The sequence below is a fragment of the Roseateles sp. P1_C1_2 genome, from assembly GCF_056406535.1.
Genome location: NZ_JBFUAB010000043.1, coordinates 1 through 11,948, shown reverse-complemented (window position 1 = coordinate 11,948; position 11,948 = coordinate 1). Strand labels below are relative to the sequence as shown.

General features: G+C 67.6%; 13 protein-coding genes. 11 read left to right on the top strand and 2 right to left on the bottom strand.

Annotated elements, in window-relative coordinates; all coding sequences use genetic code 11:
• The coding region (locus AC1D2H_RS29265; RefSeq protein WP_478013336.1) for a CorA family divalent cation transporter at positions 1 to 776 on the bottom strand (776 nt) is incomplete at its 3' end.
• Between the two features lie 402 nt (positions 777 to 1,178).
• On the opposite strand from AC1D2H_RS29265, the gene hpf reads away from it, so the two are divergent.
• From hpf to hprK, 3 genes are all read left to right on the top strand, one after another.
• On the top strand, positions 1,179 to 1,520 hold the full coding sequence (gene hpf / locus AC1D2H_RS29260; RefSeq protein ID WP_056200061.1) for a ribosome hibernation-promoting factor, HPF/YfiA family: 342 nt from the start codon (positions 1,179 to 1,181) through the stop codon (positions 1,518 to 1,520).
• 262 nt (positions 1,521 to 1,782) lie between these two features.
• Positions 1,783 to 2,253, top strand: a complete 471-nt coding sequence (locus AC1D2H_RS29255) for a PTS sugar transporter subunit IIA (RefSeq protein ID WP_056200063.1) — start codon at positions 1,783 to 1,785, stop codon at positions 2,251 to 2,253.
• Between the two features lie 211 nt (positions 2,254 to 2,464).
• The gene (hprK, locus tag AC1D2H_RS29250; RefSeq protein WP_477934905.1) at positions 2,465 to 3,421 is read left to right on the top strand and encodes an HPr(Ser) kinase/phosphatase; all 957 of its coding nucleotides are present in this window, start codon (positions 2,465 to 2,467) and stop codon (positions 3,419 to 3,421) included.
• Positions 3,422 to 3,437: 16 nt separating this feature from the next.
• Here hprK and fur read toward each other — a convergent pair whose 3' ends face one another.
• Positions 3,438 to 3,872: a ferric iron uptake transcriptional regulator gene (gene fur, locus AC1D2H_RS29245; RefSeq protein WP_477934907.1), complete on the bottom strand. Its 435-nt coding sequence runs from the start codon at positions 3,870 to 3,872 to the stop codon at positions 3,438 to 3,440.
• Between the two features lie 102 nt (positions 3,873 to 3,974).
• Between fur and AC1D2H_RS29240 the strand changes: the two genes are divergently transcribed.
• From AC1D2H_RS29240 to AC1D2H_RS29205, 8 genes are all read left to right on the top strand, one after another.
• Positions 3,975 to 4,547, top strand: a complete 573-nt coding sequence (locus tag AC1D2H_RS29240; protein WP_477934908.1) for an outer membrane protein assembly factor BamE — start codon at positions 3,975 to 3,977, stop codon at positions 4,545 to 4,547.
• A complete protein-coding gene (gene dapB / locus AC1D2H_RS29235) occupies positions 4,544 to 5,281 on the top strand; it encodes a 4-hydroxy-tetrahydrodipicolinate reductase (protein WP_477934910.1) in 738 nt (245 codons plus the stop codon). Before AC1D2H_RS29240 ends, dapB begins: the two co-directional genes overlap by 4 nt.
• A gap of 81 nt (positions 5,282 to 5,362) precedes the next feature.
• On the top strand, positions 5,363 to 6,007 hold the full coding sequence (locus AC1D2H_RS29230) for a MotA/TolQ/ExbB proton channel family protein (protein WP_478013335.1): 645 nt from the start codon (positions 5,363 to 5,365) through the stop codon (positions 6,005 to 6,007).
• The gene (locus AC1D2H_RS29225) at positions 6,007 to 6,432 is read left to right on the top strand and encodes an ExbD/TolR family protein (protein ID WP_478013333.1); all 426 of its coding nucleotides are present in this window, start codon (positions 6,007 to 6,009) and stop codon (positions 6,430 to 6,432) included. Before AC1D2H_RS29230 ends, AC1D2H_RS29225 begins: the two co-directional genes overlap by 1 nt.
• Before the next feature lie 40 nt (positions 6,433 to 6,472).
• Positions 6,473 to 9,103, top strand: coding sequence for a leucine--tRNA ligase (leuS, locus tag AC1D2H_RS29220; RefSeq protein WP_478013332.1), 2,631 nt, complete (start codon positions 6,473 to 6,475; stop codon positions 9,101 to 9,103).
• Positions 9,103 to 9,588, top strand: coding sequence for an LPS-assembly lipoprotein LptE (locus AC1D2H_RS29215; protein WP_477934917.1), 486 nt, complete (start codon positions 9,103 to 9,105; stop codon positions 9,586 to 9,588). Before leuS ends, AC1D2H_RS29215 begins: the two co-directional genes overlap by 1 nt.
• A complete protein-coding gene (holA, locus tag AC1D2H_RS29210) occupies positions 9,588 to 10,658 on the top strand; it encodes a DNA polymerase III subunit delta (RefSeq protein ID WP_478013331.1) in 1,071 nt (356 codons plus the stop codon). The genes AC1D2H_RS29215 and holA overlap by 1 nt, the downstream gene beginning before the upstream one ends.
• 126 nt (positions 10,659 to 10,784) lie before the next feature.
• Complete coding sequence (locus AC1D2H_RS29205; RefSeq protein ID WP_478013330.1) at positions 10,785 to 11,723, top strand: proline racemase family protein; 939 nt, start codon at positions 10,785 to 10,787, stop codon at positions 11,721 to 11,723.
• The last annotated feature ends 225 nt before the right edge of the window (positions 11,724 to 11,948 follow it).

Genomic DNA, 11,948 nt, shown 5'->3' with positions numbered 1-11,948 from the left:
AAGCCGACCGTGGCGTCCATCAGGAAGTTGATCTTGTCGAAGAGGAAGGCCGTGTGCGAATCGAGCGAGTCGATGTCGCGCAGGATCTGGCGCGACTCCTCGAACTGCTCGGCGTTCAGCATGCGGCTGCGCATCATGAAGCTGACCGCACGGCGCGTGTCCATCACGTTGCGGCGGATGCGGCCGTTCAAGTCTTCCTCGCGCGCAATCGCCGACAGCACTTCGCCGGCGGCGGCGTCGGTCACGTCGCTCTTCAGCACGCGCACGCTGACGGCCTCCAGCTTGTCGTAGATGCCCTCCAGCACGTCGGCCGAATATTCGGCGTCGGCGTCGTAGAGCTTGAGCAGCACGTCCTTGGCATCCTCGATCAGGGCCGGGATGCGCCGCGCGCGCAGCCGCAGCAGGCGGAACACCGGCAGGTCCTCGTTGTGGATGGAGAACAGGATGTTGTTGAACAGGATGAAGGCGACGCGCACATTGCGCGCCGACTTGCCGTCGGGGCCTTCGTCGCCTTCGATGAGAAAGTCGGAACGGATGTGCAGTTCGCCGTTGTCTTCCTCGTAGAAGCGCGCCGACTCTTCGAGGTCCTCGTCGACGATGTCCTCGGGGATGGTCAGCCCGAAGCGGTCGCGGATCCAGCCCTTTTCCTCGGTACTCGGGCTCTCAAGGTCGACCCAGACCGGGCGCGATTGGGCCAGGTCTTCGGCGGTTTCGATTTCTTCCTGGAACAGGCCGCCCTTCAGGCGCCCGTTGTCCAGCGTGAACACATTCAGCATGCATCGTCTCCAGCAGCGCTGGCGAGGGGGACGACGGCTGGCGCCGTCCGGGGTGGCGGGGTTCAGTCAACCGTCTCACTCCGGGCGGGCGGGCCTGAGAAAGGCCAGCAGCGCGAGTGGACGGTCACCGAGGGTGATCGCAGTCCAAGAAACTCTCCGTAGGGGGAATCCGCGGATTATTGCACCCGTGCAAGACGTGAAAGAAGCCGCGAAAACGAGGCCCTCCAGCCGACAAACGGTCACCGTCATCCCCTTGTCACGCAGCGGCTTCGCGAGCAAACTGGACTCGTCCATTTCCCCACTCCCACCCACCTCCGCTACCCGAAAGACCCCTCTCCCTCCTCCCCCTTTCGTCTCAGTTTTCTGGTTTGTTTTCCGTCCCATCCTCTGAAAGGAGGCTTTATGAATCTGACGATCAGTGGCCATCATCTCGAAGTCACCCCAGCGCTGCGCGAGTACGTGCTAACCAAGTTGGACCGTGTGACCCGCCACTTCGACCAGGTTGTTGATATCAACGTCCTGTTGACCGTAGAGAAGCAAAAGGAGAAGGAACGCCGCCAGCGCGCCGAAGTGACGCTGCACGTGAAGGGCCGCGACATCTTTGTCGAGCAGTCCCACGAAGATCTGTATGCCGCCATTGATCAATTGATGGACAAGCTGGACCGCCAGGTCTGCCGCCACAAGGACAAGGTGCAGGATCACCACCACGCCTCGGCCAAGCGCCTCGAGGTGCCCGCACGCTGAGCCCCACCGGCTCATCTCACGGCGGCCTGCGGGCCGCTTTTGTTTTTGCACTGCGCCGTCGGGCGCCATCCGCGGCAATCGGTTGTTGCTGCAGTGCCGCAAAAACCCTCATTCATGGGTGCGCAGAGGCGTTTTCCACGCGTCTAGGGTCTGCCGCCCACCCCAAAACGGCGCTGGGTTCCATAATCTGTCGCTCTGATTGACCCACCAGCCCGGCAGCGGCCGCGCCCATCAGGCGCCCCCGAAAGCTTGGCCTCAGCCCATGAACCGTCTCGCCGCCATCCTGCCCGCCGACAATGTGTTGGTGAATGTGGATGCGTCCAGCAAGAAACGCGCCTTTGAACATGCAGGTCTGCTGTTCGAGAACCATCACCAGATGGGCCGCGCGCTGGTCACCGACAACCTGTTCGCCCGCGAGCGCTTGGGCTCGACCGGCCTCGGGCATGGCGTTGCCATCCCGCACGGTCGCGTCAAGGGCCTGAAGAATCCCCTCGCCGCCGTGCTGCGCCTGGCCCAGCCCATCGGCTTCGATGCGCCGGACGACGAGCCCGTCGGCCTGCTGATCTTCCTGCTGGTGCCCGAGGCGGCCACGCAGCGTCATCTGGAAATCCTGTCCGAGATCGCCGAGATGCTGTCCGACCGCGAACTGCGCGAGCAGCTCAAGGCCGAGCCCGACGCCGCCACCCTGCACAAGCTGATCGCGGCCTGGGAGCCGCTGAAGTCCGTCGCTTGATGCCGCTGATTGGCGCCTCGCGTAAACCCTATGGCGATGGCTTGATAGCGGGCCGAGTGCCGGGCCGCCCCAAGCCGGCCCGCCGCCCCCTCGGGGGCCGAGGTCGGACTGGGCAAGTCCAGTGGACTTGCCAAGCCTACCGAGGAACTGCGGCCACTGCCGCAGCGCGGCCTGCAAGGCCGGCTGACGTACCCGGCAGCCGAGGGGCTCCATGAAACCCACCTCGATCAGCGCCGAGCGGCTGTTTGAAGAGCACCGCGAAGCCCTGCGGTGGGAGTGGATCGCCGGCCACGCCCATCCCGAGCGCCGCTTCGACGAAGCCGCCGTGCGCGACGCCCAGAGCGCGGCCGACCTGGTCGGCTACCTGAACTACATCCATCCCTACCGGGTGCAGATCGTCGGCCGCCGCGAGGTGGCCTATCTGAGCCAGGAAGGCACCGAGGTCCAGGACCGCCGCATCTCACGCATCGTCACACTCGAGCCGCCGGTCATCATCGTCGCCGACGACACCGTGCCGCCGCCGCGCCTGGTCGCGATGTGCGACCGCGCCGAGATCCCGCTGTTCCGCACCAACGAATCCGCCGGCCATGTCATCGACCTGGTGCGCGGCTATCTGTCCCAGCTGTTCGCCAACCGCACGACGCGCCACGGCGTCTTCATGGACATCCTGGGCCTGGGCGTGCTGCTGACCGGCGAATCGGGCCTGGGCAAGAGCGAACTCGGCCTGGAGCTGATCTCGCGCGGCCATGGTCTGGTGGCCGACGACGCCGTCGACTTCTTCCGCATCGCCCAGACCGCCATCGAGGGCCGCTGCCCCGAGCTGCTGCTGAATCTGCTGGAAGTGCGCGGCATCGGCCTGCTGGACATCAAGTCCATCTTTGGCGAGACGGCCGTGCGGCGCAAGATGCGCCTCAAGCTCATCGTGCACCTGGTGCGCAAGGAGACGATGGAGCGCGACTTCGAGCGCCTGCCCTATGAGCCGCTGTACGAGGACGTGCTGGGCATGCCGGTGCGCAAGGTCGTCATCGCCGTGGACGCTGGCCGCAACCTGGCCGTGCTGGTGGAGGCCGCCGTGCGCAACACCATCCTGCAGCTGCGCGGTATCGACACCTACAAGGAATTCGTCGAGCGCCACCAGCGCGCCATCGACAACGGCTCGATGGATTGAACCGCTGGGCGGCTGATCAGCCCTTGTTGGGGCAGTCGGTCTTGGTGCAGGTCGCGTACAGCGCCAGCGAGTGCTCCTGCAGCTGGAAGCCGCGCTCGCTCGCAATGGCGTGCTGGCGCTCCTCGATGCCGGGGTCGAAGAACTCCTCGACCTTGCCGCAGTTCAGGCAGACGAGGTGGTCGTGGTGATGCCCCTCGTTGAGCTCGTAGACGGCCTTGCCGGTCTCGAAATGGTTGCGGCTCAAGAGGCCGGCCTGCTCGAACTGCTGCAGCACGCGGTAGACCGTCGCCAGGCCGATGTCGGCACCCTCGCCGAGCAAAGCCTTGTAAACATCTTCGGCGGTCATGTGTCGCTGCGCCGCACGCTGGAAGATCTCCAGGATCTTGATGCGCGGCAGCGTCGCCTTGAGGCCGCTGTTCTTGATGTCGCTGGTCTGGTTCTTGGTGGGCATGGCGGGCAGGCAAGGGGGGCGAGAGGGCCCCGCTAGAATCCGCCCGATCATAGCCAGCCGGACTTCCGACTGGTGCTTCCCGCCCTCTGTCGTCAGCCGCCCATGCGTCCCCTGCTTGCCTCTTTCCCGCTGCTTGCGCTGCTTGGCGGCTGCTCCTACCTCCCCACCTGGGATTCCCTGCCCAACGTCACCGGCGAAAGAGTGCTGGGCGTGCTGACGCCCTATCGCGTCGAGGTGGTGCAGGGCAATGTGCTGACCAAGGAGATGGTCGCCCGCGTCAAGCCCGGCATGCCCAAGGCCCAGGTGCGCGACCTGCTCGGCTCGCCGCTGCTGACCGACGTCTTCCACGAGTCGCGCTGGGACTATGTCTTCACGATCCGCCGCCAGGGTGCTGCCAACCAGCAGCGCCTGGTCGTCGCGGTCTTCGACGGCGACAAGCTCAAGGAACTGACGGTGCCTGATGACCTGCCGGCCGAGAACGACTTCGTGGCCGCCATCAACACCTTCAAGCCCAGCAGCAAGTCGCCCAAGCTCGACCTGAGCGAAGCCGAGCGCGCAGCCCTGCCGCCGCCCAAGAAGAGCGCCGAGGCCGCCCCCACGGCCGCCGCCGAAGGCCCGGCGCCGGGCCGCACCTACCCGCCGCTGGACGCTGCTCCGGCCAAGGCAGGTTCGTGATCAAGGTTGCCGTCATGGGCGCCTCCGGGCGCATGGGCAAGATGCTCATCGAGGCCGTCGAGGCCGCCGACGACTGCGCGCTGCACGTCACGCTGGACAAGGGCGACGATGTGCGCGCCGGCCTCACCGGCGCCGACGTGATGATCGACTTCACGCGCCCCGAGGCGACGCTGGCCCATCTGGCCGTCTGCGCCGAGCTGGGCGTCAAGGCCGTCATCGGCACGACCGGCTTCGACGAGGCCCAGAAGGCCGAGATCGCGAAGTTCGCCGAACGCACGGCCATCGTCTTTGCGCCCAATATGAGCGTGGGCGTCAACGTCGTGCTCAAGCTGCTGGACCTGGCCGCCCGCGCGATGAACGAAGGCTTCGACATCGAGATCGTCGAAGCCCACCACCGCAACAAGGTCGATGCGCCCAGCGGCACGGCGCTGCAGATGGGCCATGTCGTCGCCGACGCCCTCGGCCGCGACCTGAAGGCCTGCGCCGTCTATGGCCGCGAAGGCGTGACCGGCGTGCGCGACCCGTCGACCATCGGTTTCGCCACCGTGCGTGGCGGCGACATCATCGGCGACCACACCGTGCTGTTCGCCGGCACCGGCGAGCGCATCGAGATCAGCCACAAGGCCAGCAACCGCGGCATCTATGCCCAGGGCAGCCTGCGCGCCGCGCGCTTCCTGGTGGGCAAGAGCGCCGGGCTGTTCGGCATGAACGACGTCTTGGGACTCAACACCTGAAATGACGAAGCCCCCACGCCCACTTCGTTCGCTGCCCCCCAAGGGGGCGCATCAGCGCCTTCGGGCGGCCGGGCAGCACTGATGGGCGGCTTCGCGGACTTCTGGGCCCAAAGCGACCTGGTCGGCCGCGCGGTGGCGCTGCTGTTGCTGGCCATGTCGGTCAGCGCCTGGGCGTTGATCCTGTGGAAGACCTGGCTGCTGCGCCGCGCCCGCAAGGGCCTGGTGCGCGCCGTGCCAGCCTTCTGGGGCGCAGCCGGTGTGGCTGAAGGCCGCAGCGCGCTGCAGAGCTTCGACACCGAAGGCCTGTTGCTGCCGCTGCTGGACGCTGCAACTGCCGAGACCCGCAGCGCCACGCTGGACGCCGCCGGCAAACGCGAATCCCGCCTGACCCGCCGCCTGCGTGACGCCCTGCATGCCGTACTGGCCAAGCTGCAGTTCGGCCAGGTGCTGCTGGCCTCCGTCGGCGCCACGGCGCCCTTCGTGGGCCTGTTCGGCACCGTCTGGGGCATCTACCACGCGCTGGCCAGCATCTCGGCGGCCGGCAACATCACCATCGAGAAGATTTCCGGCCCGGTCGGCGAGGCGCTGATCATGACGGCCGCCGGCCTCGCGGTCGCCATCCCCGCCGTGCTGGCCTACAACGTCTTCGGCAAGATGGTCGCGGCCTGTGAAGCGGACCTGGAAGGTTTCGCGCACGACCTGCGCGAACTGCTGGACCACGACTGATGGCTTTTGGCCGCCTCGAGAAGCCCGAGGGCTCCCGGCCCATGAGCGACATCAACATGACGCCGCTGATCGACGTCATGCTGGTGCTGCTGGTCATCTTCATGATCACGGCGCCGCTGATGACGGCGTCGCTGCGCCTGGACCTGCCCAAGAGCGAGGCCGCGACGCCGAGCGACGCGCCGAGCTTCATTGCCGTGGCCATCACGCCGGACGGCAAGCTGCATCTGGGCGATGAGGAACTGGCGCCCGAAACCTTCCAGAAGCGCATCTCGGAACTGGGCCGCGCCAACGCGCAGCTGGAAGTGCAGTTGCGCGCCGACCGCGTCGTGCCCTATGGCCAGGTCGCCGAGCTGATCGGCTGGGTGCAGGCTGCCGGGCTGAACCGCATCGCCTTCGTCGCGCAAGCGGCTGCATCGGCGCCCTGACCGAAGGGTTGCGCAGGATGCGCAACCTACAATTTGGCGCATGAACGCCAAGACCGAAGCGCCCAGCTACAACCCGAACGAGATCGAAGCCGCCGCCCGTGCCTACTGGACGGGGCGCGACGCCTACCGCGTCACCGAAGATGCGAGCAAGCCGCACTTCTACGCCTGCTCCATGCTGCCCTACCCCTCGGGCAAGCTGCACATGGGCCATGTGCGCAACTACACCATCAACGACATGCTGGCCCGCCAGCTGCGCATGAAGGGCTTCAACGTCCTCATGCCCATGGGCTGGGACGCCTTCGGCCTGCCGGCCGAGAACGCCGCCATGAAGGGCAAGGTGCCGCCGGCGCAGTGGACCTATTCCAACATCGCCCACATGAAGGGCCAGATGCAGGCCATGGGGCTGGCCATCGACTGGAGCCGCGAGGTCGCGACCTGCCAGCCCAGCTACTACAAGTGGAACCAGTGGCTGTTCCTGAAGATGCTGGAGAAGGGCATCGCCGAGCGCCGTACCCAGGTCGTCAACTGGGACCCGGTGGACCAGACCGTGCTGGCCAACGAGCAGGTCATCGACGGCCGCGGCTGGCGCTCGGGCGCCCTGGTCGAGAAGCGCGAGATCCCCGGCTACTACCTGAAGATCACCCAGTACGCCGAGGAGCTGCTGTCGGCGGTGGCCGACCCGGCCGACCCCAACTACCTCAGCGGTTGGCCCGAGCGCGTGCGCCTGATGCAGGAGAACTGGATCGGCAAGAGCCAGGGCGTGCGCTTCGCCTTCCCGCATTCCATCGAAGGCGGCGGTGGCCGCCTGTGGGTGTTCACGACCCGCGCCGACACCATCATGGGCGTGACCTTCTGCGCCGTCGCACCCGAGCATCCGCTCGCGACGGTTGCCGCCAAGGACAAGCCCGAAGTCGCCCGCTTCATCGAGGAATGCAAGGCCGGCGGCACGACCGAGGCCGAGCTGGCCACGCAGGACAAGAAGGGCGTGCCCACGGGCCTGTTCGTCACCCACCCCATCACCGGCGCCCAGGTCGAGGTCTGGGTCGGCAACTATGTGCTGATGAGCTATGGCGACGGCGCCGTCATGGGCGTGCCGGCGCATGACGAGCGCGACTTCGCGTTCGCGCTGAAATACCAGCTGCCCATCAAGCAGGTCATCGACGTCGAAGGCCAGGCCTACGACGACAAGCAATGGGCCGAGTGGTACGGCGACAAGAGCAAGGCCCGCTGCATCAACTCCGGCGTGCTCGATGGCCTCTCGCATGTCGACGCCGTCAACAAGGTCGCCGAGCTGCTGGCGGCCAAGGAACTGGGCGAGAAGAAGACCACCTGGCGCCTGCGCGACTGGGGCGTCAGCCGCCAGCGCTACTGGGGCACGCCGATCCCCATCATCCATTGCGAAGACTGTGGCGTGGTGCCGGTGCCCGAGAAGGACCTGCCCGTCGTGCTGCCGGACGACCTGATCCCGGATGGCAGCGGCAACCCGCTGAACAAGCACGCCGCTTTCCTGAACGTCGGCTGCCCCAAGTGCGGCAAGCCGGCCCAGCGCGAGACGGACACGATGGACACCTTCGTCGATTCGTCCTGGTACTTCATGCGCTATTGCGACCCGACCAACGACCAGGCCATGGTCGCGGACGGCACCAAGTACTGGATGCCGATGAACCAGTACATCGGCGGCATCGAGCACGCCATCCTGCACCTGCTGTATGCGCGCTTCTGGACCAAGGCGATGCGCGACCTGGGCCTGGTGACGATCAGCGAGCCGTTCGAGAAGCTGCTGACCCAGGGCATGGTGCTGAAGGGTGCGTTCTTCCACAAGCCCGAGGGCGGCGGCAAGGACTACTACTGGGACCACGAGATCGACGTCATCCACGACGAGAAGGGCGGCATCGCCGGCGCCAAGCTGAAGAAGGACGGCACGCCGCTCGAGTACGAGATGACGACCATGTCCAAGTCGAAGAACAACGGCGTGGACCCGCAAGCCCTCATCGACCAGTACGGTGCCGACACGGCACGCCTGTTCGTCATGTTCGCCAGCCCGCCGGAGCAGACGCTGGAGTGGAACGACGCGGCCGTCGAAGGCGCGCACCGCTTCCTGAAGCGCGTATGGAACTTCGGCGCTCGCAATGCCGACGCCATCAAGTCTGGCGGCCAGGACTACGCCGCGCTGAACGGCGACGGCAAGGCGCTGCGCCGCGAGGTGCACAACGTGCTCAAGCAGGTCAGCTACGACTACGAGCGCATGCAATACAACACCGTCGTCTCCGGCGCGATGAAGCTGCTGAACGCGCTGGAAGCCTTCAAGGCCGAAGGCCAGTCGGCGGCAGTGCGCGACGGCTTCTCGGTGCTGCTGCGCGTGCTCTACCCGGCCACGCCGCACGTCGCCCACCAGCTCTGGCAGGACCTCGGCTTTGCCGCCGAGCTCGGCGATCTGCTGGACGCACCCTGGCCCACGGTCGACGAGGCCGCGCTGGTGCAGGACGAGATCGAGCTGATGCTGCAGGTCAACGGCAAGCTGCGCGGCGCGGTCAAGGTGCCGGCCTCGGCCGACAAGGCGGCCATCGAGGCTGCCGCGCTGGCCAACCCCGAGTTCGCCAAGTTCAGCGAAGGCAAGGCGCCCAAGAAGGTCGTCATCGTGCCCGGCCGCCTCGTCAACATCGTCGTCTGATGGACCGTCGCCTCGCCCTGCTCAGCCTCGCAGCCCTCACCGGCTGCGGCTTCGAGCTGCGCCACGAACCGGTGCTGTCCTTCCAGACATTGGCGCTGACCGGCTTCCCACCTGAGTCGCCCTTGGCTGCCGGGCTCAAGCGCCAGATCAAGCGCACGCCGGTGCAGTTGCTGGACGACCCGGCGCGCGCCCAGGTCGTGCTGGAGGCGACGCGCGAGTACCGCGACCGCACCGTCGTCGCGTCCACCAGCGTCGGCCAGGTGCGTGAGTGGTCGCTGCGCCTGCAGTTCGACTACCTGATCCGCACGGCGGCCGGCGAACTGCTCGTGCCCAAGGTCGAGCTGCGCCTGTCGCGCGACATGAACTTCACCGAGACGGCCGCCCTGGCCAAGGAGCAGGAGGCCGCCAACCTCTACGGTGCGATGCATTCCGACGCCATCGCCCAGGTCATGCGCCGCCTGGCGGCCGTCAAGCTCCCGACCTGATGCAGCTGCGTGCCGAGGGCCTGGCGGCCCATCTGAACAAGGGCCTGGCCCGCATCTACACGGTCCACGGTGACGAGCCCTTGCTCGCGCAGGAGGCCGCCGACCAGATCCGTGCCGCCGCGCGCGCCCAGGGCTTTGGCGAACGCCAGATCTTCATCGTCAGCGGCGCCTATTTCGACTGGGCCCCGGTGCTGGCCGCGGCCCAGGCCATGAGCCTGTTCTCCGAGCGCCAGTTCATCGAGATCCGCATCCCCAGCGGCAAGCCCGGCAAGGACGGCTCCGACGCGCTGCAGCGCTATGCCCAGGCCGCGCCCGACGATGTGCTGACGCTGGTGACCCTGCCGCGCCTGGACAAGACCCAGCTCTCCAGCGCCTGGTTCACGGCGCTGGACGGCAACGGCGTGTCCCTGCGCGTCGAACCGGTCGAGCGCCGCATGCTGCCGGCCTGGCTGGCCCAGCGCCTCAAGGCCCAGGGCCAGTCCGTGCCCGAGGGCGAGGACGGCCAGAAGGCCCTGGCCTTCTTCGCCGACCGCGTCGAGGGCAATCTGCTGGCCGCCCACCAGGAATTGCAGAAGCTCGCCCTGCTGCATCCCAAGGGCGAACTGACTTTTGAACACATCGAGGCCGCCGTGCTCGACGTCGCCCGCTTCGACGTCTTCAAGCTCAGCGAAGCCGTGCTGTCGGGCGCCATTCCGCGGCTGTTGCGCATGCTGGATGGCCTGGAGGCCGAGGGCGAAGCCGCCGTGCTGGTGCACTGGACGCTGGCCGAAGATGCCCGCGCGCTGTCTCGCGTGCGCGCCGCGCTGGACGCCGGCCGCCCGCTGCCCATGGCGATGCGCGAAGCCCGCGTCTGGGGTGCCAAGGAGCGCCTCATCGAGCGCATCGCACCGCGCCTGGATACCGTGCAGGCCGGCGCCCTGGTGCAGGCCGCCCAGGTCTGCGACGGCCTGGTCAAGGGCCTGCGCCACCCCGACTGGCCCAGCGATCCCTGGGCTGCGCTGCGCCGCCTGGCCCTGATGCTGGCCGAGGCCGCGAGCGGTAAAGCAGGCGCAGTCCTCAGCGCCCGCTGACGCGGCGCCGGGCACGCCCCGGCGCGCGCACACAACACAACCCCACACCTCGGGCCAGGCCGGGGTGAAACACGCGCGCAGCTCTTGTATATTGGATCCAATTATTGGATCCACTTTGAGCTTGGCATGGACGGCAGCGCACGCATCATCGATTCACACACCGGCGGCGAGCCCACGCGCGTGCTCGTCAGCGGCGGGCCTGACCYGGGCTTGGGGAGCATGGCCGAGCGGCTGGTACGGCTGCGCGGCGAGCACGACGCCTGGCGCCGCGCACTGATCCTGGAGCCCCGCGGCTCCGAAGTGCTGGTGGGCGCCTGGCTGTGCGCGCCGCACCAGCCGGGCGAGGACTGGGGCGTGATCTTCTTCAACAACGTCGGCTACCTCGGCATGTGCGGCCACGGCACCATCGGCGTCGTCGCGACGCTGCGCCACCTCGGCCTCATCGAGCCGGGCCTGCTGCGGCTGGCCACGCCGGTCGGCGCCGTGCAGGCCACGCTGCACGAGGACGGCGCGGTGACGGTGGCCAATGTGCCGTCCTACCGCTTGGCGCGACAGGTCGCGCTGACGCTGGAAGACGGCCAGACCGTGCATGGCGATATCGCCTGGGGCGGCAACTGGTTCTTCCTGTGCGGCGACCATGGCCAGGCCCTGGCAGCTGAGCGCACGCAGGCGCTGACCGCCTATGCGCTGAAGGTGCGCGCCGCATTGCAGCGTGCGGGCATCATTGGTGCGGACGGTGCCGAGATCGACCACATCGAGCTGCTGGGCCCGCCCGCTGATGCCGCCAACAACGGCCGCAATTTCGTGCTCTGCCCCGGCGCGGCTTACGACCGCTCTCCCTGCGGCACCGGCACCAGCGCCAAGCTGGCCTGCCTGGCGGCGGACGGCGAACTGGCGCCGGGCGCCGTCTGGCGCCAGGAGTCGGTGATCGGCTCGGTGTTCGAGGCCCGCTACGAGGCCGGCGCAGACGGTGCCATCCATCCCTTCATCCGCGGCCGCGCCCACGTGACGCTGGACGCCCGGGTCGTGTTCGACCCGGCAGACCCCATGCGCTGGGGCTTCTGAGCATGTCAGGTGTCCATGGCGCTACGGGCCGAGCGCCGGGCCGCTCCCAAGCCGGCCCGTCATGGCGATGTGCTTGCCGGTCAATCCGGCAAGCATCGCCGTCCCCTCAGGGGCTGAGTCCGGACACAACGCGCCCAGTGGGCGCGTTGTGCCCGACGAAGCGCTGCAGCCTCTGGCTGCAGCGCGGTCCCGGCCAAGGTACTCCTTGGACGAGGGGCTCAACCG

Excerpts from the sequence above, each read along its gene's own strand:
- hpf (WP_056200061.1), top strand. The coding sequence starts at position 1,179 with ATGAATCTGACGATCAGTGGCCATCATCTCGAAGTCACCCCAGCGCTG.
- AC1D2H_RS29255 (WP_056200063.1), top strand. The coding sequence starts at position 1,783 with ATGAACCGTCTCGCCGCCATCCTGCCCGCCGACAATGTGTTGGTGAAT.
- hprK (WP_477934905.1), top strand. The coding sequence starts at position 2,465 with ATGAAACCCACCTCGATCAGCGCCGAGCGGCTGTTTGAAGAGCACCGC.
- fur (WP_477934907.1), bottom strand. The coding sequence starts at position 3,872 with ATGCCCACCAAGAACCAGACCAGCGACATCAAGAACAGCGGCCTCAAG.
- AC1D2H_RS29240 (WP_477934908.1), top strand. The coding sequence starts at position 3,975 with ATGCGTCCCCTGCTTGCCTCTTTCCCGCTGCTTGCGCTGCTTGGCGGC.
- AC1D2H_RS29230 (WP_478013335.1), top strand. The coding sequence starts at position 5,363 with ATGGGCGGCTTCGCGGACTTCTGGGCCCAAAGCGACCTGGTCGGCCGC.
- AC1D2H_RS29225 (WP_478013333.1), top strand. The coding sequence starts at position 6,007 with ATGGCTTTTGGCCGCCTCGAGAAGCCCGAGGGCTCCCGGCCCATGAGC.
- leuS (WP_478013332.1), top strand. The coding sequence starts at position 6,473 with ATGAACGCCAAGACCGAAGCGCCCAGCTACAACCCGAACGAGATCGAA.
- AC1D2H_RS29215 (WP_477934917.1), top strand. The coding sequence starts at position 9,103 with ATGGACCGTCGCCTCGCCCTGCTCAGCCTCGCAGCCCTCACCGGCTGC.
- holA (WP_478013331.1), top strand. The coding sequence starts at position 9,588 with ATGCAGCTGCGTGCCGAGGGCCTGGCGGCCCATCTGAACAAGGGCCTG.